The sequence below is a fragment of the Mycolicibacterium tusciae genome, assembly GCF_002086795.1.
In the GTDB taxonomy this organism is placed as follows: Bacteria; Actinomycetota; Actinomycetes; order Mycobacteriales; family Mycobacteriaceae; genus Mycobacterium; species Mycobacterium tusciae.
In genome coordinates, this window is record NZ_MVIM01000004.1 from 19,403 (window position 1) to 42,724 (window position 23,322).

Sequence of the window (23,322 nt, forward strand, 5' to 3'; positions counted from 1 at the left end):
AAAGAGTGCGGACTCGCAGTGATAGGAAAACAAGTGAGCGGAAATGCGGTGCGCCTTCAGGCCATCAACAACGTCGAGGCGTACGTGCCACCGGCCATCAGCTTCGACCCGGCAGAGGCGCCGGGAGAGATCTTCGGCGCGAACGTCTTCACGCTGGCCGAGATGCGGCTGCGGCTGCCGAAGTCGGTGTACAAGTCCGTCGTCGCGACCATCGAGAAGGGCGCCAAGCTCGACCCGGCCGTCGCCGACTCCGTCGCCTCGGCGATGAAGGACTGGGCGCTCTCGAAGGGTGCCACCCACTACGCGCACGTCTTCTACCCGATGACCGGGCTCACCGCGGAGAAGCACGACAGTTTCCTCGAGCCGGTCTCGGACGGCGAGACGCTCGCCGAGTTCGCGGGCAAGACGCTGATCCAGGGCGAGCCGGACGCCTCCAGCTTTCCATCCGGCGGCCTGCGCAGCACGTTCGAGGCCCGCGGCTATACGGGTTGGGACGTCACGAGCCCGGCCTACATCCTCGAGAACCCGAACGGCAACACGCTCTGTATCCCAACGGTGTTCGTGTCGATGACCGGCGAGGCGCTGGACTACAAAACTCCGCTGCTCCGCAGTCAGCAGGCGATGGGCACCCACGCCGAGCGGATCCTGAAGCTGTTCGGCCACGACAATGTGGCGAAGATCGTCGCATTCTGCGGGCCGGAGCAGGAGTACTTCCTGGTCGACAGGCACTTCTTCTTGGCTCGACCCGACCTGGTCAACGCGGGCCGCACGCTGTTCGGTGCGAAGCCGCCGAAGGGTCAGGAGTTCGACGACCACTACTTCGGTGCGGTGCCGGAGCGGGTGCTCGGCTTCATGATGGACACCGAGCGTGAACTGTTCAAGCTCGGCATCCCCGCCAAGACCCGCCACAACGAGGTTGCGCCAGGACAATTCGAGATCGCCCCGATGTTCGAGCGCGGCAACGTCGCCTCGGATCACCAACAGCTGTTGATGACCGTCTTCAAGACGATCGCCAAGAAGCACGGCATGGAGTGCCTGTTCCACGAGAAGCCGTTCGCCGGCGTCAACGGGTCGGGTAAGCACGTGAACTTCTCGCTGGGCAACGCGGACCTGGGCTCGCTGCTCGTGCCCGGCGATACCCCCCACGAGAATGCACAGTTCCTGGTGTTCTGCGCCGCGGTGATCCGCGCTGTCCACAAATACGCCGGCCTGCTTCGGGTTTCGGTGGCGTCGGCCACCAACGACCACCGTCTCGGCGCCAACGAGGCACCGCCGGCCATCATTTCGATCTTCCTGGGCGATCAGCTGGCCGACGTGTTCGAGCAGATCGCCAAGGGTGCGGCGACCTCGTCAAAGGGCAAGGGCAGCATGATCATCGGCTGTGACACGCTGCCGGTGTTGCCGACCGACGCGGGTGACCGAAACCGCACCAGTCCGTTTGCGTTCACCGGCAACCGGTTCGAGTTCCGCGCGCCGGGATCGGGTCAGACGGTGGCGGTGCCGATGATGATGCTGAACACGATCATGGCTGAGTCGCTCGACTACATGGCGACCATCCTGGAGAAGGCCGTAGCGGAGGGCGAGGACTTCGACGAGGCTGTCCAGAAGCTGCTGACCGACATCATCACCGAGCACGGTGCCGTGGTGTTCAACGGTGACGGCTATTCGGAGAACTGGCAGATCGAGGCCGCCGAACGGGGCCTGCCGAACCTGAAGACCACGCTGGACGCTCTGCCAGAGCTGATCAAGCCGGAGTCGATCGAGCTGTTCGAGAAGTACTCCGTGTTCAGCGAGCGCGAGCTGCACAGCCGCTACGAGGTCCGCCTCGAGATGTACGCACTGACCATCGGTGTGGAGGCCAAACTCGCGCTGGAACTAGGGTCGACGGTGATTTTGCCTGCGGCCGTCCGTTACCAAACCGAGTTGGCGCAGAACGTCGCTGCTCTCAAGGCGGCGGGCGTCGAGCCGGACCTGACCCTGCTCCAGGACGTCAGCGCTCCGATCTCGGAGCTGACGGCGGCGCTGGCAGCGCTGAAAGCGGGACTGGCCGAGCATGGTGGAGACTCCGCCGCCGAGGAAGCCGCCCACGCGCAGAGCCTCTTGCCGAAGATGGACGCGGTGCGCGCCGCCGTCGACACGCTCGAAGGCGTTGTAGCCGACGACCTCTGGCCGTTGCCGACCTATCAGGAGATGCTCTACATCCTCTGAGGCACGAAGCCGCACTGGCGGCGACATGAGACCCGCCGAGTGTGGGGGTTCAGTCCGAGCCACTCGGGCACTGGTAACCGCAACCCCCACACTCGGCGACCAACCCGGCAGGCGCGTCAGGCCAGTGCCAGGAAGAGCTTCTCGAGTTCTGCCTCGCTCATCGGCGGATCGCCATCGGCGGTAGAACCGGTGACGCATTCACGTAGGCCGGTAGCAACGATTTTGAAGCCTGCACGGTCGAGGGCCTTGGACACCGCGGCCAGCTGCGTGACCACGTCTTTGCATTCGCGGCCGTCCTCGATCATCGCGATTACCCCGGCCAGTTGCCCTTGGGCGCGCCGGAGCCTGTTAAGCACTGCGGCGATGCTGTCTTGATCACCCACCATTGAAGTGCCCTTTCATTCGCGTGAATCGGTTCATTCCATCGTACCCTCCGGGGTATACCGCGGCTGGTCGCGCGTCAGCCTGTCGCCAGCCCTATTCGGCTCCGGGCGGCGAGTCGGCGCAGTGGACAGAAATCCTGTCGGGTGCATGCGAGGTACAGCGCACCGGCGACGGCGGTCGATACCGCGGCGCCGATTCCCACCGCGACGTGGATCTCTTGGGCCAGGATGACCGAGGACATCGCCAGGACGAACCAGCCGAATACCTTGCGTAACGCATCGGGATTGACCATTGCCGTCAGTCGTGCGCCGATCAGCGCACCGGCCACTGCTGCGGCGGTGACCATCAGCGCCACCGTCCAGTCGATCTGGACGCTCGACAGATATCCGCCCAGTCCTGCGAAGGACTTCATCGCGATCACAACCAACGAGGTGCCCACGGCGATGGGCATCGGCAATCCTCCCAGGAGCGCCAGGGCCGGGACGACGAGGAATCCCCCGCCGGCGCCGACGAGCCCTGTCACCAACCCAACGCCGAGGCCTTCCGCAACGACCTTGACGACTGGAATGCGACGCGGGCCATCGGATTCCGCAATATTCTTCCGTCCGCGAAGCATGGCGACGGCGGTGGCGATCATCATCACCGCGAACCCGATGAGTAGCACTGAGCCCGGAATGAACCGGGCCAGGACGCCGCCCAGGTAGGCGCCGGCCATGCCCGCGGCGCCGAATATCAGGCCCGTTCGCCATTGGACGTGGCCGGCGCGTGCGTGTGAGACGGCGCCGACCGCACTGGTGACGCCGACCACCAACAACGACGTTGCGATGGCCTGTTTGGCGTCCATGCCCGCGACGTAGGCGAGCAGCGGGACGGTCAGGATCGAGCCGCCACCGCCGAGCAGACCCAGTGCGATGCCGACGAAGACCGCGAGCGAAACCGTCAAGGCGATCATGTCGACTACCCGACCTTCTGGTCGGGTGACCCGACGAGCTGCGACACGACGGTCTGGGCGTCACAGGTGGCTCCGCGGTTGTAGGGCAGCTTCGACAGCAGCATGCCCATGGCGCAGGTGTTGGACAGCGCCGCGAAGGCGAGCCCGCCGCCGACGCCGGCTGCCAGCCACTTGAGCTTCGGCGCGGCAATGCTGCCGAGGACACTTGTCAGCACGATAGAGCCGGCGACAAGGCGCACCTGGCGCTCGAGGTCCCAGCGCTGCGCGCCCCGGTTGACCGCGAAACCCTTTGCTTCCCAGGCGGTGATGCCGCCGTCGAGGATGTGGACGTTGTTGAGGCCGGCTGTGCGCAGGGTCTCTTCGGCCTGTGTGGCGCGTTGACCGGAGCGACATACCAGCACTACGTCTTCGTCGAGGTGCCTGATGATTTCGTCGCGGTGTTCGCGTAGCAGGTCCAGCGGAACGTTGTAGGCGCCTGCGATGTGCGCGGTCTCGAACTCGCCCGGGGTTCGGACGTCGAGAACTCGCGGCGGCGCAGCCGAAGTGAGGCGTTCGCTGAGGTCCTGCGAATCGATGGTGGCGGGAGCGGTCATGGTGTTCAGCGTCCTTCCGGCTAGCCGGCGGTGACCAAAGCCTCTAGGACTCTCGATACCGCCGGGGGTATATTCAACATCATGTTAGACATACCCCCATGGGTATTGTCAAGCACGGAATAAGATACCCCCTAGGGTACTTGACATACCCATAGGGGTATATGTCAGGATGGCTCTACCCGCAACGGAACGAAAGGACTCGCGCCATGAAATTCGTCCAGTACTACCTGGATTGTCTGTCCCACGCCTCATATCTGGTGGCCGACGAAACAACAGGCCGCGCAGTCGTCGTCGACCCGCAACGCGACATCGCCGAGTACTTGGCCGATGCCAAGGAACTGGGTCTGACGATCGAACTCGTCATCGAAACCCACTTCCACGCCGACTTCCTGTCCGGCCACCTCGAGTTGGCCAAGGCGACAGGCGCGAAGATCGTGTTCTCCTCCGTCGCGGAAACCGAGTTCGAGTCGATGGGGGTCGCCGACGGTGAACGCTATTCGCTCGGTGACGTCACACTGGAGTTCCGGCACACCCCTGGCCACACGCCCGAGTCGTTGTCGATCGTGGTCTACGAGCGCGCCGACGACGAGATCCCGTACGGCGTCCTCACCGGCGACGCCCTCTTCATCGGCGACGTCGGCCGACCGGACCTGCTGGCCTCGATCGGCTTCACCCGCGAGGAACTGGCGGACAAGCTCTACGACTCGCTGCACAACAAGTTGATGACGCTGCCTGACGCCACCCGGGTGTATCCCGCACACGGCGCGGGCTCGGCGTGCGGTAAGAATCTTTCGACCGACCTGTGGTCGACGATGGGCGATCAGAAGGCGACGAATTACGCTCTGCGGGCTCCCGACAAGGCAACCTTCATGAACCTCGTCACCGAGGGTCAGCCGCCCGCGCCGGGTTACTTCGTCTATGACGCGATCCTCAACCGCAAGGACCGCGAACTGCTCGACGAAACCAAGATGCCGGCGGCGATGACCTATGAGCAGGTCCGCAGCGCGATCGACGACGGCGCCGTCCTGGTTGACGGGCGGACCCCCGAAGAGTTCGCCCTAGGCCACTTGCGCGGCGCGATCAACATCGGACTCGAAGGCCGTTACGCCGAATTCGCCGGATCGGTTCTTCCATCCGATGTCGACGTCGTTTTGTTCACCGAACCCGGCCAGGAGCTCGAAGGCAAGAACCGGCTCGCCCGGATCGGGTTCGACCGCGTAATCGGCTACTTGGCCGACCCGTTCGAAGTGATGTTCTCCCACCAGGACGACGTCCAGGTGGCCTCTCGGCTGACCGCGAAGGCGTTCGACGAGCGGGCATCCGAGCTCACCGATCTGCAGATCGTCGACGTCCGCAACCCGGGCGAGGTCGAGGCAGGCACGATCCCGAACGCGATCCCGATTCCGGTGGGCCAGTTGCCTGGTCGGCTGGGGGAGCTCGACGCCGCCAAGCCGACCGTCGTGTATTGCGCAGGCGGCTACCGGTCGTCGGTCGCGGCGAGCCTGCTGCGGCACAACGGCTTCGCCGACGTCAGCGACATCCTGGGCGGCTTCGGCGCCTGGGACGAATCCCACCAGAACGCCTGAGCGACAAAGGAGACGAGCACCATGAACACCACCGCCAAGCACCAGGTTCTGATCGTCGGCGGCGGAACGGCGGGCATCACCGTCGCGGCCCGCTTGATGCGCAAGGGTTACCGCGACGTCGCGGTGATCGAGCCGTCGAGCACGCACTACTACCAGCCGCTGTGGACGCTGGTGGGCGGTGGACAGGCGAAGGCCTCGACCACCGAGCGTGCCGAATCCTCGGTCATGCCGAAGGGCGCGACTTGGATCAAGAAGGCCGCCAACGCCTTTGATCCAGAGAACAACACGGTTACGTGCGCGGACGGAGCCACCTACGGCTACGACGTGCTCGTGGTCTGTCCCGGCATTCAGCTCGACTGGAAGGCCACCGAGGGACTGGAGGAAGCCGTGGGCCGCGACGGCGTGTCGTCGAACTACCGGTTCGACCTCGCGCCGCGCACCTGGGACTACATCCGCACCCTGAGGTCGGGCACCGCGGTGTTCACGGTTCCCTCCGGGGCGATCAAGTGCGCGGGCGCCCCACAGAAGATCGCGTACCTGGCTGCTGACTACTGGCGAAAACAAGGCGTGCTCAAGGACATCGACGTCCACCTGGTCATGCCGGGACCGCGGCCCTTCGGCATCCCCGCGATCGCCGACAGCCTCGATGCCGTCATCGCTGACTACGGGATCCATCTGCACAGCAGCTCCGAGGTGACCTCCGTCGACGCAGCGTCACACAAGGTCGGCATCACCAGCGTCGGCCCCGGCGGCACCGACATAATGCTGCCCTACGACGTGTTGCACGCCGTCCCGCAGCAGTCGGCGCCGGACTGGATCAAATCCAGCCCGCTGTCGACGGGGGACGCGGCGGGCTACGTGGAGATCGACAAGCACACCATGCAGCACGTGCGCTACGCCAACGTGTTCAGCCTCGGTGACGCAGGCTCGTCGCCGAACTCGAAGACGGGCGCCGCAATTCGCAAGCAGGCCCCAGTCGTGGTCGACAACGTCGACTCGTTCCTGAAGAACCAGCCGCTGCGGGCGTCGTACAACGGTTACTCGTCGTGCCCGATCGTCACCTCTTCGCACGCGATGCTGCTCGCCGAGTTCGACTACGACCTAAACCTCGAACCCTCGTTCCCGGTGCTCGACCCGACGAAGCCGCACCGGGCGTACTGGTACCTCAAGAAGTACGGGCTCCCGTACATGTACTGGAACCTGATGCTCAAGGGACTTGCCTAGCAATTCGACTGTGCCACTCGTAAAGACGAATAAGAAGGGACACTGCAATGACAATCAAGAACCTATCCGGAGCCGACTTCGAGTCCACGATCACCGACAACCCGATCGTGTTGATCGACTTCTGGGCCTCGTGGTGCGGACCGTGCCGATCCTTCGCCCCGGTCTTCGACCGCTCGGCGCAGTCGCATCCCGACGTCGTGCACGCCAAGGTCGACACCGAAGCGGAGGGACACCTGGCCGCGGCGTTGGAGATCCAGTCGATCCCGACCGTCATGGCCTTCCGTGACGGCGTGCTCGTCTACCGCCAGCCGGGCGCCCTGCCTGCGGCCGCGCTCGAGGACCTGATCACCCGGGTCAAGGCGCTCGACATGGCCGAGGTCCGCGCCAAGATCGCCGCGACGAAGCCCTGATCGCATTCACAAGGAGGACGAACCAATGTGCTACCCCGAGAAGTGCCCCCGCTGCGGAAAGACGGGCTGGGCCGGCTGCGGTCAACACGTCGACGAGGTGATGCGCTCGGTGCCCGCGGCCCAACGATGCACCTGCGACGGCGATTCCGCGTTCAAGCCGAGATCCACCATCACCGACTCGCCATTTCACCGCCGACCAAGGTAGAGGAACCGACATGACCACCATCGAGACCCCCGCTCCCGTGACCACCATGCCGCGCATCGGTGATCCGGCCCCGGCCTTCACCGCCCAAACCACCCAGGGTGAAATCAAATTCCCCGACGATTACGCCGGCAAGTGGGTCATCTTGTTCTCCCACCCAGCCGACTTCACCCCGGTCTGCACCAGCGAGTTTATGACGTTCGCCACCATGCAGGAGCAGTTCGCCGCCTACCACACCGAACTCGTCGGCCTGTCCGTCGACGGGCTCTACAGCCACATCGCCTGGCTGCGGACCATCAAGGACAAGATCTCCTACCGCGACATGAAGGACGTCGAGGTCACCTTCCCGCTGATCGAGGACGTCTCGATGGAGGTCGCGCGCAAGTACGGGATGATCATGCCGGGCGAGGATTCGACCAAGGCCGTGCGCGCGGTGTTCGTCATCGACCCCAGGGGCACGATCCGCGCCGTCATCTACTACCCGCTGAGCCTGGGCCGCAACTTCGACGAGTTGTTGCGCGTCATCCAGGCCCTGCAGACAGCCGACCACTTCTCGGTCGCAACACCGGCCGACTGGCGCCCGGGCGACCGCGTCATCGTGCCGCCTGCCGGCTCTTGCGGAACCGCCAAGGAGCGGATGGACGGTCACGTCGACGGTGTCGAGTGCGAGGACTGGTTCTTCTGCACCAAGGAGATCTCCGCGCAGGAAGTCGAGGCCGCCATTCGGGGTAACCAATAGGCAGGCTGGACATCGAATACCCCCATGGGTAACGTGGGTGCAAGCTGCGAAAGGAGGCAATAGATGACGCTGGCCATATCGACCACGCTGCGGGCATCGTTCGAAGATGCGGTACAGATGACCCGAAAGGCACTTTCTGATCAGGGGTTTGGAGTTCTCACCGAGATCGACGTCAAGGCCACGTTGAAAGAAAAGCTCGGCGAGGACATGGAGAACTATCTGATTCTCGGGGCGTGCAACCCGCCACTGGCACACCGTGCGGTCAACGTCGATCGAAAGATCGGCTTGTTGTTGCCCTGCAACGTCGTGGTTCGCTCTGACCCCGCCCACGACGGCACCGTGATCGTCGACGCGATGGACCCCCAGATCATGGTTCAGGTGGCTGATGAGCCGGGCCTGCGTGAGGTCGCCGATGACGCCGCCGGAAAGCTGCACGCCGCGATCGACGCGCTGTCGCAAACCGCGCCCGCGAAATAATCGGGGCCCCGCGATGTGCGGGCAAAGGCCGACAAAGTGAGCATCGGGATCGCCCTCGCGCTCGGCGCCGTGATCGGTGTGTTGTTGGGCCTGCTCGGCGGCGGCGGATCCATCCTCGCGGTACCGGCACTGGTCTACGTACTGGGACTTGGTGTCGAACAGGCGATTCCGATGTCCCTGATAGTGATCGGCATCGCCTCCGCGGTAGGTGCGCTACCCAAGATCCGGGCGCACCAGGTGCAGTGGCGACTGGCAGGAATCTTCGCGGCTGCGGGTATCCCGGCAACGTTCATCGGAACCGCGATCGGCAAGCACCCACCGCAGTCGGTCCTACTGATCGGCTTCGCGTCGGTGATGGTCGTGGCCGGAGTTCGGATGCTGAAGGATGCGGGGGACACCGGAACCGCCTGCAGTGTGGGTGAATCCGGAATCAACTGGCGTCACTGCGCACCGCGGTCGATCCCCGCCGGATTCGCCGTTGGTCTGTTGACAGGGCTGTTCGGTGTCGGGGGTGGCTTCCTGATCATCCCGGCGTTGGTGCTGATGCTCGGTGTGGAGATGCCGATCGCCATCGGCACCTCACTCCTCATCATCGTCGCCAATTCCGCCGCCGGTGTGATTTCCCATCTGGGCGGGGCCGGCATCGACTGGTCGATCACTGCCGCGTTCGTCGGCACCGCGATTGTCGGCTCGCTCGTCGCCGGCCATTTCGGCACCAAGCTAGAAACGGCCCGACTCCAGCGTTGGTTCGCTTACCTCGTTTTCGTTGTGGCGGCCTACGTGCTGCTGGACACCATCGTTCTTCGCTGAGACCTCTGAAAGGAGATCCCATGAAAATATCCATCATCGAAACCTCTGGGCTGGGCGACCGCAGTTATCTGGTCGACCAAGGTGACACCGCCGTCGTCATCGACCCCCAGCGGGACATCGATCGAGTCCTGTCGCTGGCCCGCGACCGCGGGGTGACGATCACCCATGTGGTGGAGACCCATATCCACAATGACTACGTCACCGGCGGACTGGAGTTGGCGCGCACTGTCGGGGCGGAGTACGTGGTTCCCGCCGGTGACGACGTCGCCTACGACCGCCGGCCCGTCCGCGACGGCGATGTCGTCGATGCCGGGCCAATTCAGTTGCAGGTCATGCATACTCCGGGCCACACCCACCACCACGTCAGCTACGTGTTGCGTGACACCACCGGGAACGTCCACGGTGTGTTCACCGGCGGATCGATGCTGCACGGCACCACCGGTCGCACCGACCTGCTCGGCGCCGAACACACCGATGCGCTGACCCGTGCGCAGTTCCACTCGGTCCGGCGCCTCGCAGATGAGTTGCCAGCGGAGACAAAGGTGTTCCCGACCCATGGCTTCGGCAGCTTCTGTTCCGCCACACCGGCCAGTGGTGACGACTCCACCATCGCCGACGAGCTCGTCACCAACCCGGCGTTGACCCAAGACGAGCAGACCTACGTCGACGATTTGCTCGCGGGACTCACCGACTACCCCGCCTACTACGCGCACATGGGTGTCATCAACAAGGCCGGGCCAGCGCCGGTGGACCTGTCGCTGCCCGACCCGGTAGACCCTGACGAACTGCGTGGGCGCATCGAGGCAGGAGAGTGGGTTGTCGACCTACGCAACCGCACGGCGTTCGCTGCCGGTCATCTCGCCGGCACCCGGGGCTTCGAGCTGTCGGACTCCTTCGTCGCCTACCTGGGCTGGCTATATGACTGGGGCGAACCGCTCACCTTGATAGGTGAGAGCATCGACCAGATCGCTGAGGCCAGAAGGGAACTCGTGCGTATTGGTATCGACGAGCTCGAAGGTGCAGCGGTCGGGGAAGTCGGCAGCCTGAGCGCCGGGGCCGAGCTGCGCTCCTACCGCGTCGCGTCCTTCGCCGACCTCGCCGAGGTCGTCGACTCCGCCGACCTCACCATCCTCGATGTCCGTCAGCAACCGGAATTCGAAACCAGCCACATCCCCGGCGCGGTGAACATCCCGCTGCACAAGCTCATCGAGCGGATCTCCGACGTGCCCGAAGGCGAGGTCTGGGTGCACTGCGCATCGGGCTACCGGTCCTCTATCGCGGCCTCCTTGATCGACCGGCCGGGGCGCACCGTCGTGCTCGTCGACGACGAGTACGACAACGCCGAGAAGCTCCAGCTCACCACCTGATCGTCCAGTCAGGTGGTGTGGCCGTCGGCAACGGTCAGTGCCGCGTCGAGCATGCGCAGCCCGTCCGCCACCTCGGCGTCGCTGACGTTGCACGGCGGCACCGCGTGAATTCGGTTGAAGTTCGCGAAGGGGAGCAGGCCATTGGCCTTGCACGCCGCGAGCGTTTCGCCCATCGCGGGGCTCGACCCGCCGTACGGCGCCAATGGTTCGCGGGTCTCCCGGTCGGTGACCAGCTCGATCGCCCAGAACACGCCGAGGCCGCGCACCTCGCCGACCGACGGGTGCCTGGCCGCCAGCTCACGCAGGCCCGGGCCGAGCACGTCGCCGCCGATGCGCGCGGCGTTGCCGACCATGCCCTCGTCCTCCATCGCGTTGATGGTGGCGACCGCGCAGGCCGTCGCCAGCGGATGACCGGAGTAGGTCAGGCCGCCCGGATAGGGACGGTCGGCGAACGTCTTGGCGATCGACTCGTTGATCGCCACGCCACCGAGCGGCACGTAGCCGGAGGTGACTCCCTTCGCGAACGTGATGAGATCAGGCACGACGTCGAAATGCTGGATGGCGAACCACTTTCCGGTGCGTCCGAACCCGGCCATCACCTCATCTGCGATGAAGACGATGCCGTATCGGTCGCAGATCTCGCGGACACCCTTCAGGTAGCCGGGTGGCGGCACCATGATGCCCGCGGTGCCGGGCACCGATTCCAGGATCAGGGCCGCGAACGACAGCGGGTTCTCCATCTGGATCAGCCGCTCGAGGTGTTCGAGTGCTCGTTGCGTCTCCTGCTCCTCGTTGTCCGAATGGAACGAGGAGCGGTACAGGAAGGGGCCGTTGAAGTGCACGACACCGCTGGTGCCGTAGTCATTGGGCCAGCGGCGTGGGTCGCCGGTCAGGTTCACCGCGGTATCGGTGCCGCCGTGGTACGACCGGTAGCGGGCCAGCACCTTAAAGCGGCCGGTGTGCAGCCGGGCCATGCGAACCGCATGTTCGACGGCGTCGGCTCCGCCGTTGGTGAAGAACACCCGGTTGAGATCGCCGGGCGTCCGTTCCGCGATGAGCCGTGCCGCCTCCGAGCGGGCGGAGTTGACGTGCGCGGGCGCGACAGTACACAGCTTCGCGGCCTGTTCGGCGATGGCGGCAACGACTTTCGGGTGCTGGTGACCGATGTTGGTGTTGACCATTTGCGACGAGAAGTCCAGCAGCTTGTTGCCGTCGCCGTCCCAGACGTAGGAGCCCTGTGCGGCGAGCACGGTCATCGGTTTCAGCGCGGCCTGCGCCGACCACGAGTGGAAGACATGGGCGCGGTCGAGTTCGTGTGCGCGCACGCCCTCGGCGATCGCTGTGGCGAGATCCTGCCCGTTGGGTAGCTGTTCCGGCGCGGTGGACCCTGTCATGGCTGTGCCTGTCTCTGTATCCCCGTAGGTATTGCGGGAAGCCTAGCCCGGCGCCTGCACCGTTCGGCGTCACTGACTACTGGTTCTGCGGAAAGCCCAGCTCGATCCCGCCGTGGCTGGGGTCGAGCCAGCGGCTGGTGATCGCCTTCTGCCGGGTGAAGAACTGCACACCGTCCATTCCGTGCGCGTGGCTGTCGCCGAAAAGCGACGCTTTCCAACCGCCGAAGCTGTAGTACGCCATTGGCACCGGGATCGGCACATTGATGCCCACCATCCCGACCTGGACCTCGTTTTGGAATCGCCGCGCGGCCCCACCGTCGTTGGTGAAGATCGCCGTGCCGTTGCCGTACGGGTTGGAGTTCACCAGCTCCATTGCGTCGTCGTAGCTCTCGACGCGGATCACCGACAGCACCGGGCCGAAGATCTCGTCGGTGTAGACGCTCATCTCGGGTGTGACGTTGTCGATCAGGGTGGGGCCCAGCCAGAACCCGGCTGGATCCCGCTCGGTACCTACCTCGCTCCCGACATTGCGGCCGTCGACCACGATCTTCGCGCCATCGGCCTCGCCGGCGTCGATGTAGGACGCCACCTTGTCGCGGTGGGCCTTGGTGACCAACGGTCCCATATCGGAATCCTTTGTGCCGTCGCCGGTCTTGATACCTGCCGCGCGCTCGGCAATCTTGGCGACGAGGTCGTCGGCGATCGGCCCGACGGCGACGCACGCGGAGATCGCCATACAGCGTTCGCCTGCCGAACCGAAGCCCGCGTTGACCATCGCGTCGGCCGCCAGGTCCAGATCGGCGTCCGGCAGGATGACGGCGTGGTTCTTCGCGCCGCCGAGGGCCTGCACACGCTTGTCGTGTGCGGTGCCGGTGGCGTAGACGTATTTCGCGATCGGCGTGGAGCCCACGAACGACACCGACTTGACCTTCGGATTGGTCAGTAGCTCGTCGACCGCTGTCTTGTCGCCCTGCAGCACGTTGAACACACCGGGCGGCAGACCGGCTTCGGCCCACAGTTCGGCAATCCACAGCGACGCGCTCGGGTCCTTCTCCGACGGCTTGAGCACGACGGTGTTACCCGTCGCAATCGCGATGGGGAAGAACCACATCGGCACCATAGCGGGGAAGTTGAACGGGCTGATCACACCCACGACACCCAGCGGCTGGCGGATGGAGAAGACGTCGACCTTGGTCGACGCGTTCTCGGTGAAACCGCCCTTGAGTAGATGCGGTATGCCGCAGGCGAACTCGACGACCTCCTGGCCCCGGCTGACCTCGCCGAGCGCATCGGAGACGACCTTGCCGTGCTCGCTGGTGATGATCTCGGCCAGTTCTTGTTTGCGCGCGTTGAGCAACTCGCGGAAGTTGAAGAGAATCTGCGTGCGTCTGGCCAGCGACGTATCGCGCCACGCGGGGAATGCCGCGGCTGCGGCGTCGATCACCGTGCGGGCGTCCTCGATGGTGGCCAGAGCGACCTCGCCGGTGACGGCTCCGGTGGCCGGGTTGGTCACCGGGGCGATGGCGGTGCTTGCGCCTGCGAAGGCCTCGTTGTTGAACCAGTGGCTGATGTTCTTGCGCTGTGTCATTTCTGCGAACTATCTTTCCGTGGTTTTGGAGACGTATTCGGTCATGGTCTTGAGTTGGTAGCGCGAGACTTCGTGGGCGGCCTCGTCCTCGGCGAATACCGACGACACCATCACGGTGTCTGGCCGGTCGTAGAAGCCGATTTCGGCCAGACCGCCGAAGAACTCGTCCCAGTCGATGTCGCCGTCGCCGATTTTCAGGTGCTGGTGCACCCGCACCGGATTGCCCGGTGGATTCGTGATGTAGCGCAGGCCGTGGCTGCGGTGGTGGTCCATCGTGTCGGCGACGTGCACCAGTCGCAGGCGGTCACCGGCGGCGCGCATGATCTCGGTCATGCTGGAACCCATCGTGCCCTGCATGTGAAATGCGTGGCACGCTACAAAAACAAATCCGATGTTCGGCGAGTTGACGCCACGGATGATCCGGAGCGCTTCCATGCCGTCCTCGACGAAATCGTCTGGGTGCGGGTCGATTCGGACGTCGATGCCTTCGCGTTCGAAGATCGGCACGAGTTCTTCCATCGATCGGAAGAACGCCCGCTCGGATTCCTCGGGCTTCTCGGGACGGCCGGAGAACTCGGTGTTGATCACGTTGACCCCGAGGTCGACGGTGATCTGCACGACGCGCTTCCAATTACGCACCGCAGCTTCGCGGGCGTCCTCGTCGGGCCCCGACCACCGCAGCACCGGCAGCACCGAAGCGATTCCGACTCCCGCGGCCGCACAGGCCTTGCGAAACTTCGCGACCAGATCGTCGTCGGCGCGTGGATGATTGAAGAACGGGATGAAATCCCGGTGCGGCGTGAGCTGCAGGTGCTCATAGCCCAAATCCGCGACCAGCTTCGGGAAGTCGAGCAGTTCATAGTCGTGGTGGAACGGCGTGGGGTCGAGCGCGATTTTCATGTCAGGCTCCCGGAATCGACGCGCGGTCGACCATCTTGACCTCGACTGGCAGCCCACTGTCGAGCGACTCGACGCCGGCTTCGCATACCGCGGCGGCGGCATAGCCGTCCCAAGCGCCAGGCCCGTCGACGTTGACTCCGGAATGCACGGCGTCGACCCAGCGCTGGAACTCGGTGTCGTAGGCCTGTCCGAACCGCTCCCGGAACCCGGGGGTGATGTGGCCGCCCCAATGGCCGGGTGCACTCTTGCGCACCAGCCCGACATCGAGTCCGATCATGGCACTGCCCTTTTCGGCCACGACCTCGGTGCGCACCTCATAGGCCACCCCGGTCGTGACGAACAGTTCGACGTCCACGTGCTTGCCGGACGCGGTGCGCATGATCGCGATCTGCGGATCGGCAAGCCCCTGTGGCGCAGCGGGGTTCGCCGCGGGCTTGACGATCTGGATGGACGCGATCTCCTCGTCGAACAGAAAGCGCGTCACGTCGACCTCGTGGACAAGGGAGTCACGCACCACCATGGCGCTGTCGAACGTCGGGGGTACAGCCGGGTTGCGGTGTGCGCAGTGCAGTACCAGTGCGCGGCCGAGTTCGCCGCCGTCGAGCAGTGCCTTCAGCCGGGCGTACTCGTGGTCGAACCGGCGCATGAAACCCACCTGGATCAACCGCTTGCCGAGCTCGGCCTCGCGCTTCACGACGGCCAGCGAGGTTTCGATGTCCGTGGTCAGTGGCTTTTCGCACAGCACGGGCTTGCCGTGCTCCAGGCAGGCCAGCAGTTGTTTCTCGTGCGTCGGACCCGGCGTGGCGAGGACGACAGCATCGACGTCCGGGTCGGCGATCGCGTCGAGCGGGTCGACGATGGCACGGCACCCTGGGATGCCCGCCGCGATCTGTTCGGCCTTCTCGGTGATGTAGTCGTTGACCACCGAGACGCGGGCCCCTGAAATCCTGCTGCTGAGGCGGGCGACGTGATCGGCACCCATCACGCCGACCCCGAGGACGGCCACACGCAAGTCTGACACCGGTTCTCCTAGCTGAATCGAACGGTCGGGACGCCGCACGAACCCAGATAGGACCGGGTGCGCTGGGCGATGGGCAGGGGTGCGTCGATCTCGCAGGGGTACATGTCCTGTTCGACGATCGCGAACACGTCGATGCCGAGCTTCTCGATCTCGGCCAGCAGCGGCGGCATCTCCGGAATGCCGAGTGGTGGTTCGATCATCGCGCCGAGCTTGACGGCTTCGCCGAACGGAAGGTCCTCGGCCTCCACCTTCGCGCGGACCTCGGGGTCGACCTGCTTGAGGTGCAGGTAGCCGATGCGCTCCGGGGCACGTCGGATGATCGCGATGTTGTCGCCGCCGCAGTAGCTGATGTGGCCGGTGTCCAGGCAGAGGTTGACGAACTCGCCGTCGGTGCCGTCGAGGAAGCGGTAGACGTTCTCCTCGGTATCGACGTGGCTGTCCGCGTGCGGGTGGTATTGCGCACGCACGCCGTACTTCTCGAACATCGCCCTACCGAGGTCGTTCATGCCCTCGGTCTTCTTGCGCCACTGTTCGGTCGTGAGGTTGCGGTCCTCGAGCACAGCGCCGGTGGACGGGTCGCGCCACATCTCGGGGATCACGACGACGTGCTTGCCGCCGACTGCCGCAGTCAGCTTGGCGACGTCCTCGATCTGCTTCCACACGGCGTCCCACGAACCGTCTTGGTGCAGATGCTCGAACACCGTGCCCGCCGACAGTTTGAGGTTGCGCTTGGCCAGCTCGTCCGACAACTGCTTCGGATCGGTCGGCAGGTATCCGAAGGGTCCCAGTTCGATCCACTGGTAGCCGGACTCGGCGACCTCGTCGAGAAATCGGGTGTACGGCGTCTGGCCTGGATCGTCGGGGAACCATACGCCCCAGGAGTCGGGGGCAGATCCGACAAGAATTGTGCTCATGGACTTCGGCTCTCAGGAATCGGAGGGGCGGATGAGGGGGCGCTGAATCTTCTTCCAGTCCGCGTAGGTCTGGTAGGCGGACTGGGTGGATTCCAGAGTGGATACCTCGGATACCGGTACGTCCCACCAGGACTCGCTGTCCGGTGCGCCGATCAGCGGATCGGTCTCGACGTGGATCACCGTGGTGCGCTCGCTGGCCTTGGCCACCTTCACGGCATCGGCGAACTCCGCGGCGGTGCCGACCTTGATGACGTCGGCGCCCAGGCTGGCCGCATTCGCCGCGAGATCCACCGGCAACTTGTCGCCGTCGAGACGACCGTCACCGGTGCGGTAACGGTACGCCGTACCGAAGCGCTGAGATCCCAATGCCTCCGACAACGATCCGATCGAAGCGAAGCCGTGGTTCTGGACCAGAACGACGATGACCTTGATGCCCTCCTGTACTGCGGTGACCAACTCGGTGGCCATCATGAGGTAGGAGCCGTCGCCGACCATGACGAACACGTCGCGGGTTTCGTCGGCCATCCGCACGCCGAGGCCTCCCGCGACCTCGTAGCCCATGCAGGAGTAGCCGTACTCGACGTGGTATCCCTTGGGATCCCTTGTCCGCCAGAGCTTGTGCAGGTCACCGGGCATCGATCCGGCGGCGCAGACGACGACGTCGCGAGGGTCACTCAGCGTGTTCGCCAAACCGATGACCTGGCTCTGATTGAGCGTCGCGCCGTCCTCGACCGCGTACGCGGCCGTGACGGTGTCGTCCCACTCCTTGGCCAGTGCCGCGGCGCGAGTCCGATAATCGTCGGACACCTGGTAGTCGCCGAGCGCCGGGCCGAGTGCCTCAATGCCTTCGCGGGCGTCGGCCACCACACTGATTCCGCCCTGTTTCACCGCGTCCAGCGACGCCACGTTGATGTTGACGAACCTGACATCGGGGTTGTTGAACGCGGTACGCGATGCGGACGTGAAATCGCTGTAGCGCGTGCCGATTCCGATCACGACATCCGCCTCGGTGGCCAGTGCGTTGGCCGCCGTCGTGCCGGTCGATCCGATGGCGCCGACACATTGCGGATGGTCATACGACAGCGCGCCCTTGCCGGCCTGGCTCATGCCCACGGGGATGCCGGTCTGCTCGCACAACGCGGCCAGCGCCTCTGTCGCACCGGAATATACGACGCCACCGCCCGCGACGATCAGCGGCTTGCGGGCCGTACGGATCACCTCGGCCGCCCGTGCGATGACCGACGTCTCGGGCAGCGGCCGCGGGACATGCCAGGTGCGTTCGGCGAAAAGCGATTCCGGCCAGTCGTGGGCCTCGGCCTGCACGTCCTGGGGGATGGACACCGTCGCCGCGCCGGTCTCGACGGGATCGGTGAGCACGCGCATCGCGCCGAGCAGCGCGGCGGGCAGTTGCTCAGGGCGCCACACCCGGTCGAAGTAGCGGGACAACGGCTTGAAGGCGTCGTTGACCGTCACATCGCCGGACGACGGCAATTCCAGCTCCTGCAGCACGGGTGCGCTCACGCGGGTCGCGAAGGTGTCGGCGGGCAGCAGCAGCACGGGCAGGCGGTTGATCGTGGCGAGCGCAGCGCCGGTGAGCATGTTCGTCGACCCTGGTCCGACGCTCGCGGTCACGGCCCAGGTCTGCAATCGGTCCTTCTGCCGCGCGTACGCGACGGCGCTGTGCACCATGGCCTGTTCGTTGCGGCCGAGTACGTACTTCACTCCGGGGTCTCTGTCGGCTTCGGCTGCCTCCATCTCGTCCTGCAGCAGCGCCTGGCCGAGGCCGGCCACATTGCCGTGCCCGAAGATGCCGAAGGCGCCCGCGAAGAATTTGGTGCGCTCGCCGTCGCGCTCGACGTACTGGGCGGCCAGGAAGCGAATGGTCGCCTGCGCCACGGTGAGTCGGACGGTGCCTTCGGTGTCGGCGGCCTTCTCGGCCCGCTTGGGTGCGGTGGAAACCACGAATCAGCCTCCTGTCGGCGCGCCGGCTGAGCCGGCAATTGGGTTGTGAAGGGGCAGGCGGGGATCCACGGCCTGGTCTTCCCAGGTGCCGCGGAGCCAGGCGTGCTCCGGGTCGTCGACGATCTTCCAGGCACGTTCGGCGCCGGGTCCGGCCATGACGTTGAGGTAGTACATGTGATACCCCGGCGCCGCGACCGACGGTCCGTGGTATCCGTGCGGCACCAGCACCACGTCGCCGGTCCGCACCTCTTCGAGTACCTCGATCGGACGGTCCGGTGTCCCGTACACCCGGTGGTACCCGAAGCCGCGCGAACGGTCGGGACCACCGGCGATCTCGAAGTAGTAGATCTCCTCGAGTTCGGTTTCGGTGGGGGTGGTTTCGTCGTGCTTGTGCGCCGGATAACTCGACCAGTTGCCGCCGGGCGTGATGACCTCACAGGCGATCAGCGAATCCGCCTCGAAAACCCCTGCGGTGCCGAAGTTGTGGACCTGGCGGCTGCAGTTGCCGGTCCCGCGTAGTTCGACCGACACATCGGCGGCGGCGACGCGGCGGTTGGGAAACGACGTCTTGGCCCGGGCGCCGCAGATCGCGAAACGGCCTTCGCCCTCGATCACGTACGTCTTGTCGATGCCGATGTACACCATGTCGGACGGTCCGTCGAACACCGACGCGCGCGGCGTCAGCGCGAACGTCGTGCCGTCGCACGCAACGGCGCCGCCGCCCGCCAGCGGCAGGATCATCACCTCGGTGCCGCCCGTGGTGAGCTCGGCGCGTTGACTGTTGTCCAGTTCGAGCACCTGCAGCGAGGATTCGGTCCAACCCGCGGATTCCGGCGTGATGTCGACCGTGTACGGCGGCACGGCGCTGCGGGCCGGAATGTAGAGCTTGCTGTGCATCGTCACCTCACCATTGAAACCGCGGCGGCGACGGCAGACGCGACGTCGTCATCCGGGGGATAGAGCAGCGTGCGCCCGACAATTAGTCCGCGCACCGAGGGCAGTCCGAGGGCCTTCTCCCAACCGGCGAAGGCCTCGTCGGGGTCCGTGGGATCGCCGCCGAGCAGCAGCGTGGGCAGTGTGGTGGAGTCCATCACTCTGTCCATCTCGTCGACCACCGGTAGCTTCATCCAGGTGTAGGCCGAGGTCGAACCGATGCCCTGGGCGATGTGGATCGACTTGATCACCGCGTCTGGGGACAGGTCGTTGCGGACCTTCCCGTCGACGCGGGCGGACATGAACGGCTCCAACATCGCGATTAGTCCGTTTGCGGCCAGCTCGTCCACGGCGCGTGCGCACGCCGCCATGGTCGCGACGGTGCCAGGGTCATCGAGATCGATGCGGCACAACATCTTTCCGCCGTTCATCTTCGCCGCGGCGGTGGACGCCGCTGTGGCGGCCGTCATCCTGTCGTCCAGTTCGAAGGACGCGCCGGCCAGCCCGCCGCGATTGAACGACGAGAACACGACCTTGTCCTCGAGCGCGCCGAGCAACACCAGGTCGTCGAGGATGTCGGAGGTGGCAAGGACGCCGTCGACGCCGGGATCGGCGAGCGCCGCGCGCAGCCGGTCGAGCAGGTCGGTGCGGCTGTTCATCGCGGTCGGGCGGGTGCCGACGGCGAGAGCGCCGCGGGCGGGGTGGTCGGCGGCGACGATCATCAGGCGACCGTTGCCCCGGATGGTCGGCCGCGTGTTGCGGTTCTGCCAGGCGCGGGCTATCGCCCCGGGATCGCTGGCACGCAGCTCGGTGATCGCCGCATAGTCGGTGCAGAGTGCGCCAGACGGTGACCTAGACATTGACCGCCTCCGCCGCTGTTCGTTCGGCGAGCTCGGCGACCTCGGCGGCGGTCGGCATCGCGGTCGAGCACTCCAGCCGGGACGCGACGATGGCGCCCGCGGCGTTGGCGTAGCGCAGGGTCTTCTCCAGCGGCCAGTCGTGTAGCAGGCCGTGACACAGGCTGCCGCCGAACGCATCCCCGGCGCCGAGGCCGTTGACGACGTCGACCTCGTTGGGTGGCACCGTCACCGAGCTGTGCTTGGTCTTGCCGAGGACACCGCGCGGCCCCTGCTTCACGATCGCCAGCTCAACGCCGAGGTCCAGTAGCGCATCGGCGGCCTTGTGCGGGTTGGATTCCCCGACCGCGATCTGACACTCCTCGCGGTTGCCCACCGCGACGGTGACATGCTGCAGGGCCCGCTGGACCTGCTCGGTGGCGGCGGCGGGGGAGTCCCAGAACATCGGGCGGTAGTCGAGGTCGAGGACCGTGAGCGGTGCCCTGTCGCGGTGCTGATCCTCTTCGCGCGAGCGCTCATCGCGAGCCGACCATGCCGCGAAATGCGCGCTGCGGCTTGGCTCTTCGGACAGCCCGGTCACGGTCGACCAGTACAGCCGCGCCGAACGTACGGCGTCGGCATCGATGTCGTCGGCGCTGATCTGGAGGTCCGGTGCCTTGGGGCGACGGTAGAAGTACAGCGGGAAGTCGTCGGGTGGAAAAATCTCGCAGAAGGTAACGGGCGTCGGGTATTCGTCGTTGGTCACCACGTGGCGGTTGTCGACGCCGAGGCGGGCCAGTTCGTTGCTGACGAACTTCCCGAACGGGTCGGCGCCGACACCGGAGATCAGGGCCGAGCGATTTCCGAGCCGCGCGGCGGCCACCGCCACGTTGGCGGCGCTGCCGCCGAGGAACTTGCCGAAAGTCTCGACATCCTCGAGTCCGACCCCCACCTGTAGGGGATAGACGTCGACGCCGCAGCGCCCGATGGCGAGTACGTCATGTGGCTGTGTAGTCGTCAAGGGTCGGCTCTCCACGAGTAGGGGACGGCTGTCTATGACTGTGCCTGCCGCCGGTCGACCATGTCAATAGTTTGTCCTGACATTCTATCTTTCGATCATAGAGTGTTAGTATTCAGCTACTCTTTGACTGGTCCATGAGGAGATCGGAGACGACGTGCCCCTGACGGTGGAGCTCGACAGGTCAAGCCCTGTTCCCCTCTACTATCAGCTCGCCCAGGCCATCGAGGCCGCGATACGCGATGGCGAACTCTCACCCGGTGACCGGTTTGAGAACGAGCTCGCATTGGCGAAGCGATTGACGTTGTCGCGGCCGACGACGAGGCGTGCGATACAGGAACTCGTCGACAAAGGTCTGCTGGTCCGCAAGCGCGGCGTGGGTACCCAGGTCGTACAGAATCCCGTGCACAGGCGTGTCGAACTGACAAGCCTTTTCGACGATCTCGCCCGCGCCGGCCAGGAACCGACAACGCAGCTGTTGGACTACACGGTCGGGCGCCCCGACGAGGAGGTCGCGCGCGAGCTCAGCATTTCCGAGGATCGCGACGTGGTCTCGATTCAGCGGTTGCGCTGCGCCAACGGTGAACCGCTCGCGGTGATGATCAACCATCTGCCCGTGGAGATCGCGCCCGAAGCGGACGAGCTCGAGAGCGTCGGCCTGTATCAGTCGCTGCGGTCGCGCGGCGTGCACATCCGCCTGGCGCGCCAGCGCATCGGGGCAAGGGGTGCGACGCGGACCGAGGCTCGCCTGCTCGACGAGAAACTCAACGCTCCCCTTCTGACCATGGCGCGGACCGCATTCGACGACTCTGGCACCGCGGTCGAGTTCGGTACACACTGCTACCGCGCGTCGCGGTACTACTTCGACACGACCCTGGTCGACCGCTAGTCCCCGGCTGCGCATGGGCCGTCTCGCGACTAACTGAACGCCGCCCGAAAGGCTGCCAGCGCCGTTTCACCGCCTTCGCTGCTATCTCCGGATGCCCACGCCTCCATGCCGATGGTGCCGGCGAAGCCGATCTCGCACAGCGCCTTCGCGATGGCGGGGTAGTTGATCTCGCCGGTTCCGGGCTCGCAGCGTCCCGGGACGTCGGCGACCTGGATCTCGCCGATCGCGTCGCCGCAGCGCCGAATCAGCTCGATGAGATTGCCCTCGCCGATCTGTGCGTGATAGAGGTCGAGCATCATCTTCACGTTCGGATGCGCCACACCCTCGATCAGCGCCAACGTGTCCTTGGCGCGGGCCAGCGGGATGCCGGGATGGTCGACGATCGTGTTGAGGTTCTCGACGCAGAACTGCACGCCTGCCTCAGCTCCGAGATCGCCGATGCGCTCGAGGGTGCGCAGCGCGGTCAGCCACATCTCGCCGGTCGCGCGCTGCCGCGGTCGCACGGCGTTTCCTTCGCCGTCGAGTTCGGCGGTATGTAGGTTGAGTCGCGAAACGCCCAGTATCGCAGCAGCTTTGATGGAGAGCTCCGCGGTGCGGACCACCTCGTCGGCGCTGGCGGGATCGATCAGATCGCCGCGCAGATAGCCCGTCATCGAGGTGAAGCGGGCGCCGGTGGCGGCGAGCGCAGCGAGGTCTTTGTCGTGCCAGCTCCAGATCTCGACGGCGAAGCCCATCTCGTGGATTCGGCGCACCCGTTCGAGGATCGGTAGCTCCGTGAAGACCATCTCCGAACAGACCGCAAGCTCAAACTCCGCCATGGCAACCTCGCCTCCTCGCTGTGGGCACCACGACCGGAACCCTAACATTTGATGTGCAGTCCTAATGTCAGGACAAACTATTGACTTTCTGCTGTGA

23 protein-coding genes are annotated in these 23,322 nt (G+C 65.4%); 10 read left to right on the forward strand and 13 right to left on the reverse strand.

Translation table 11 applies throughout. The annotated features are described in order from the left end of the window. Window positions 1-33 precede the first annotated feature (33 nt). On the forward strand, window positions 34-2,208 hold the full coding sequence (locus tag BST47_RS08720) for a glutamine synthetase III family protein (RefSeq protein WP_083125500.1): 2,175 nt from the start codon (window positions 34-36) through the stop codon (window positions 2,206-2,208). A 116-nt stretch (window positions 2,209-2,324) separates the two neighbouring features. Here the strand turns inward: BST47_RS08720 and BST47_RS08725 are convergent, their stop codons facing one another. The 3 genes from BST47_RS08725 to BST47_RS08735 form a co-directional block, all read right to left on the reverse strand. Further along, a complete protein-coding gene (locus BST47_RS08725; protein WP_083125148.1) occupies window positions 2,325-2,594 on the reverse strand; it encodes a metal-sensitive transcriptional regulator in 270 nt (89 codons plus the stop codon). Between the two features lie 74 nt (window positions 2,595-2,668). Continuing rightward, window positions 2,669-3,544, reverse strand: coding sequence for a sulfite exporter TauE/SafE family protein (locus BST47_RS08730; protein ID WP_083125149.1), 876 nt, complete (start codon window positions 3,542-3,544; stop codon window positions 2,669-2,671). A gap of 5 nt (window positions 3,545-3,549) precedes the next feature. Then, window positions 3,550-4,137 (reverse strand): rhodanese-like domain-containing protein, encoded by a 588-nt coding sequence (locus BST47_RS08735; RefSeq protein ID WP_083125150.1) that lies wholly within the window; start codon window positions 4,135-4,137, stop codon window positions 3,550-3,552. Between the two features lie 206 nt (window positions 4,138-4,343). Here BST47_RS08735 and BST47_RS08740 point away from each other — a divergent pair, with 206 nt between their 5' ends. The 8 genes from BST47_RS08740 to BST47_RS08775 all read left to right on the forward strand — a co-directional run bounded on the left by BST47_RS08740 (window position 4,344) and on the right by BST47_RS08775 (window position 10,952). Beyond that, window positions 4,344-5,723 (forward strand): MBL fold metallo-hydrolase, encoded by a 1,380-nt coding sequence (locus tag BST47_RS08740; RefSeq protein WP_083125151.1) that lies wholly within the window; start codon window positions 4,344-4,346, stop codon window positions 5,721-5,723. A gap of 21 nt (window positions 5,724-5,744) precedes the next feature. Then, entirely contained in the window at window positions 5,745-6,947 is a 1,203-nt protein-coding gene (locus BST47_RS08745; RefSeq protein WP_083125152.1) for an NAD(P)/FAD-dependent oxidoreductase, read from the forward strand. 47 nt (window positions 6,948-6,994) lie between these two features. Next, the gene (gene trxA / locus BST47_RS08750) at window positions 6,995-7,357 is read left to right on the forward strand and encodes a thioredoxin (RefSeq protein ID WP_083125153.1); all 363 of its coding nucleotides are present in this window, start codon (window positions 6,995-6,997) and stop codon (window positions 7,355-7,357) included. Between the two features lie 25 nt (window positions 7,358-7,382). Further along, window positions 7,383-7,562 carry a DUF8730 family Cys-rich protein gene (locus tag BST47_RS31035; protein WP_083125154.1) on the forward strand — a complete coding sequence of 60 codons (180 nt, stop codon included), beginning with the start codon at window positions 7,383-7,385 and terminating at the stop codon, window positions 7,560-7,562. 10 nt (window positions 7,563-7,572) lie between these two features. After that, complete coding sequence (locus BST47_RS08760) at window positions 7,573-8,298, forward strand: peroxiredoxin (RefSeq protein ID WP_207568574.1); 726 nt, start codon at window positions 7,573-7,575, stop codon at window positions 8,296-8,298. Between the two features lie 63 nt (window positions 8,299-8,361). Beyond that, entirely contained in the window at window positions 8,362-8,775 is a 414-nt protein-coding gene (locus BST47_RS08765; protein WP_083125155.1) for a DUF302 domain-containing protein, read from the forward strand. Window positions 8,776-8,811: 36 nt separating this feature from the next. Beyond that, a complete protein-coding gene (locus BST47_RS08770) occupies window positions 8,812-9,585 on the forward strand; it encodes a sulfite exporter TauE/SafE family protein (protein ID WP_083125502.1) in 774 nt (257 codons plus the stop codon). Between the two features lie 20 nt (window positions 9,586-9,605). After that, window positions 9,606-10,952 (forward strand): MBL fold metallo-hydrolase, encoded by a 1,347-nt coding sequence (locus BST47_RS08775; RefSeq protein WP_083125156.1) that lies wholly within the window; start codon window positions 9,606-9,608, stop codon window positions 10,950-10,952. Between the two features lie 8 nt (window positions 10,953-10,960). Here the strand turns inward: BST47_RS08775 and BST47_RS08780 are convergent, their stop codons facing one another. From BST47_RS08780 to iolC, 9 genes are all read right to left on the reverse strand, one after another. Beyond that, complete coding sequence (locus BST47_RS08780; RefSeq protein WP_083125157.1) at window positions 10,961-12,346, reverse strand: aspartate aminotransferase family protein; 1,386 nt, start codon at window positions 12,344-12,346, stop codon at window positions 10,961-10,963. A 76-nt stretch (window positions 12,347-12,422) separates the two neighbouring features. After that, complete coding sequence (locus BST47_RS08785; protein WP_083125158.1) at window positions 12,423-13,934, reverse strand: CoA-acylating methylmalonate-semialdehyde dehydrogenase; 1,512 nt, start codon at window positions 13,932-13,934, stop codon at window positions 12,423-12,425. A 9-nt stretch (window positions 13,935-13,943) separates the two neighbouring features. Further along, on the reverse strand, window positions 13,944-14,834 hold the full coding sequence (locus tag BST47_RS08790) for a sugar phosphate isomerase/epimerase family protein (protein WP_083125159.1): 891 nt from the start codon (window positions 14,832-14,834) through the stop codon (window positions 13,944-13,946). A gap of 1 nt (window position 14,835) precedes the next feature. Next, window positions 14,836-15,855 carry a Gfo/Idh/MocA family protein gene (locus tag BST47_RS08795; RefSeq protein ID WP_083125160.1) on the reverse strand — a complete coding sequence of 340 codons (1,020 nt, stop codon included), beginning with the start codon at window positions 15,853-15,855 and terminating at the stop codon, window positions 14,836-14,838. 8 nt (window positions 15,856-15,863) lie between these two features. After that, window positions 15,864-16,769, reverse strand: a complete 906-nt coding sequence (locus tag BST47_RS08800; RefSeq protein ID WP_083125161.1) for a sugar phosphate isomerase/epimerase family protein — start codon at window positions 16,767-16,769, stop codon at window positions 15,864-15,866. Between the two features lie 12 nt (window positions 16,770-16,781). Next, window positions 16,782-18,731, reverse strand: a complete 1,950-nt coding sequence (gene iolD / locus BST47_RS08805; RefSeq protein WP_083125162.1) for a 3D-(3,5/4)-trihydroxycyclohexane-1,2-dione acylhydrolase (decyclizing) — start codon at window positions 18,729-18,731, stop codon at window positions 16,782-16,784. A 3-nt stretch (window positions 18,732-18,734) separates the two neighbouring features. Then, a complete protein-coding gene (gene iolB, locus BST47_RS08810; protein WP_083125163.1) occupies window positions 18,735-19,628 on the reverse strand; it encodes a 5-deoxy-glucuronate isomerase in 894 nt (297 codons plus the stop codon). 2 nt (window positions 19,629-19,630) lie between these two features. Continuing rightward, a complete protein-coding gene (locus BST47_RS08815) occupies window positions 19,631-20,524 on the reverse strand; it encodes a Cgl0159 family (beta/alpha)8-fold protein (RefSeq protein ID WP_083125164.1) in 894 nt (297 codons plus the stop codon). Further along, a complete protein-coding gene (iolC, locus tag BST47_RS08820; protein WP_083125503.1) occupies window positions 20,517-21,521 on the reverse strand; it encodes a 5-dehydro-2-deoxygluconokinase in 1,005 nt (334 codons plus the stop codon). Before iolC ends, BST47_RS08815 begins: the two co-directional genes overlap by 8 nt. A gap of 154 nt (window positions 21,522-21,675) precedes the next feature. On the opposite strand from iolC, the gene BST47_RS08825 reads away from it, so the two are divergent. After that, a complete protein-coding gene (locus tag BST47_RS08825) occupies window positions 21,676-22,407 on the forward strand; it encodes a GntR family transcriptional regulator (protein WP_083125165.1) in 732 nt (243 codons plus the stop codon). 29 nt (window positions 22,408-22,436) lie between these two features. On the opposite strand, the gene BST47_RS08830 is transcribed toward BST47_RS08825, so the two are convergent. Then, window positions 22,437-23,225 (reverse strand): TIM barrel protein, encoded by a 789-nt coding sequence (locus BST47_RS08830; RefSeq protein WP_083125166.1) that lies wholly within the window; start codon window positions 23,223-23,225, stop codon window positions 22,437-22,439. Window positions 23,226-23,322: the final 97 nt, after the last annotated feature.

Excerpts from the sequence above, each read along its gene's own strand:
- BST47_RS08725 (WP_083125148.1), bottom strand. The coding sequence starts at position 2,594 with ATGGTGGGTGATCAAGACAGCATCGCCGCAGTGCTTAACAGGCTCCGG.
- BST47_RS08730 (WP_083125149.1), bottom strand. The coding sequence starts at position 3,544 with ATGATCGCCTTGACGGTTTCGCTCGCGGTCTTCGTCGGCATCGCACTG.
- BST47_RS08735 (WP_083125150.1), bottom strand. The coding sequence starts at position 4,137 with ATGACCGCTCCCGCCACCATCGATTCGCAGGACCTCAGCGAACGCCTC.
- BST47_RS08740 (WP_083125151.1), top strand. The coding sequence starts at position 4,344 with ATGAAATTCGTCCAGTACTACCTGGATTGTCTGTCCCACGCCTCATAT.
- BST47_RS08745 (WP_083125152.1), top strand. The coding sequence starts at position 5,745 with ATGAACACCACCGCCAAGCACCAGGTTCTGATCGTCGGCGGCGGAACG.
- trxA (WP_083125153.1), top strand. The coding sequence starts at position 6,995 with ATGACAATCAAGAACCTATCCGGAGCCGACTTCGAGTCCACGATCACC.
- BST47_RS31035 (WP_083125154.1), top strand. The coding sequence starts at position 7,383 with ATGTGCTACCCCGAGAAGTGCCCCCGCTGCGGAAAGACGGGCTGGGCC.
- BST47_RS08760 (WP_207568574.1), top strand. The coding sequence starts at position 7,573 with ATGACCACCATCGAGACCCCCGCTCCCGTGACCACCATGCCGCGCATC.
- BST47_RS08765 (WP_083125155.1), top strand. The coding sequence starts at position 8,362 with ATGACGCTGGCCATATCGACCACGCTGCGGGCATCGTTCGAAGATGCG.
- BST47_RS08775 (WP_083125156.1), top strand. The coding sequence starts at position 9,606 with ATGAAAATATCCATCATCGAAACCTCTGGGCTGGGCGACCGCAGTTAT.
- BST47_RS08780 (WP_083125157.1), bottom strand. The coding sequence starts at position 12,346 with ATGACAGGGTCCACCGCGCCGGAACAGCTACCCAACGGGCAGGATCTC.
- BST47_RS08785 (WP_083125158.1), bottom strand. The coding sequence starts at position 13,934 with ATGACACAGCGCAAGAACATCAGCCACTGGTTCAACAACGAGGCCTTC.
- BST47_RS08790 (WP_083125159.1), bottom strand. The coding sequence starts at position 14,834 with ATGAAAATCGCGCTCGACCCCACGCCGTTCCACCACGACTATGAACTG.
- BST47_RS08800 (WP_083125161.1), bottom strand. The coding sequence starts at position 16,769 with ATGAGCACAATTCTTGTCGGATCTGCCCCCGACTCCTGGGGCGTATGG.
- iolB (WP_083125163.1), bottom strand. The coding sequence starts at position 19,628 with ATGCACAGCAAGCTCTACATTCCGGCCCGCAGCGCCGTGCCGCCGTAC.
- BST47_RS08815 (WP_083125164.1), bottom strand. The coding sequence starts at position 20,524 with ATGTCTAGGTCACCGTCTGGCGCACTCTGCACCGACTATGCGGCGATC.
- BST47_RS08830 (WP_083125166.1), bottom strand. The coding sequence starts at position 23,225 with ATGGCGGAGTTTGAGCTTGCGGTCTGTTCGGAGATGGTCTTCACGGAG.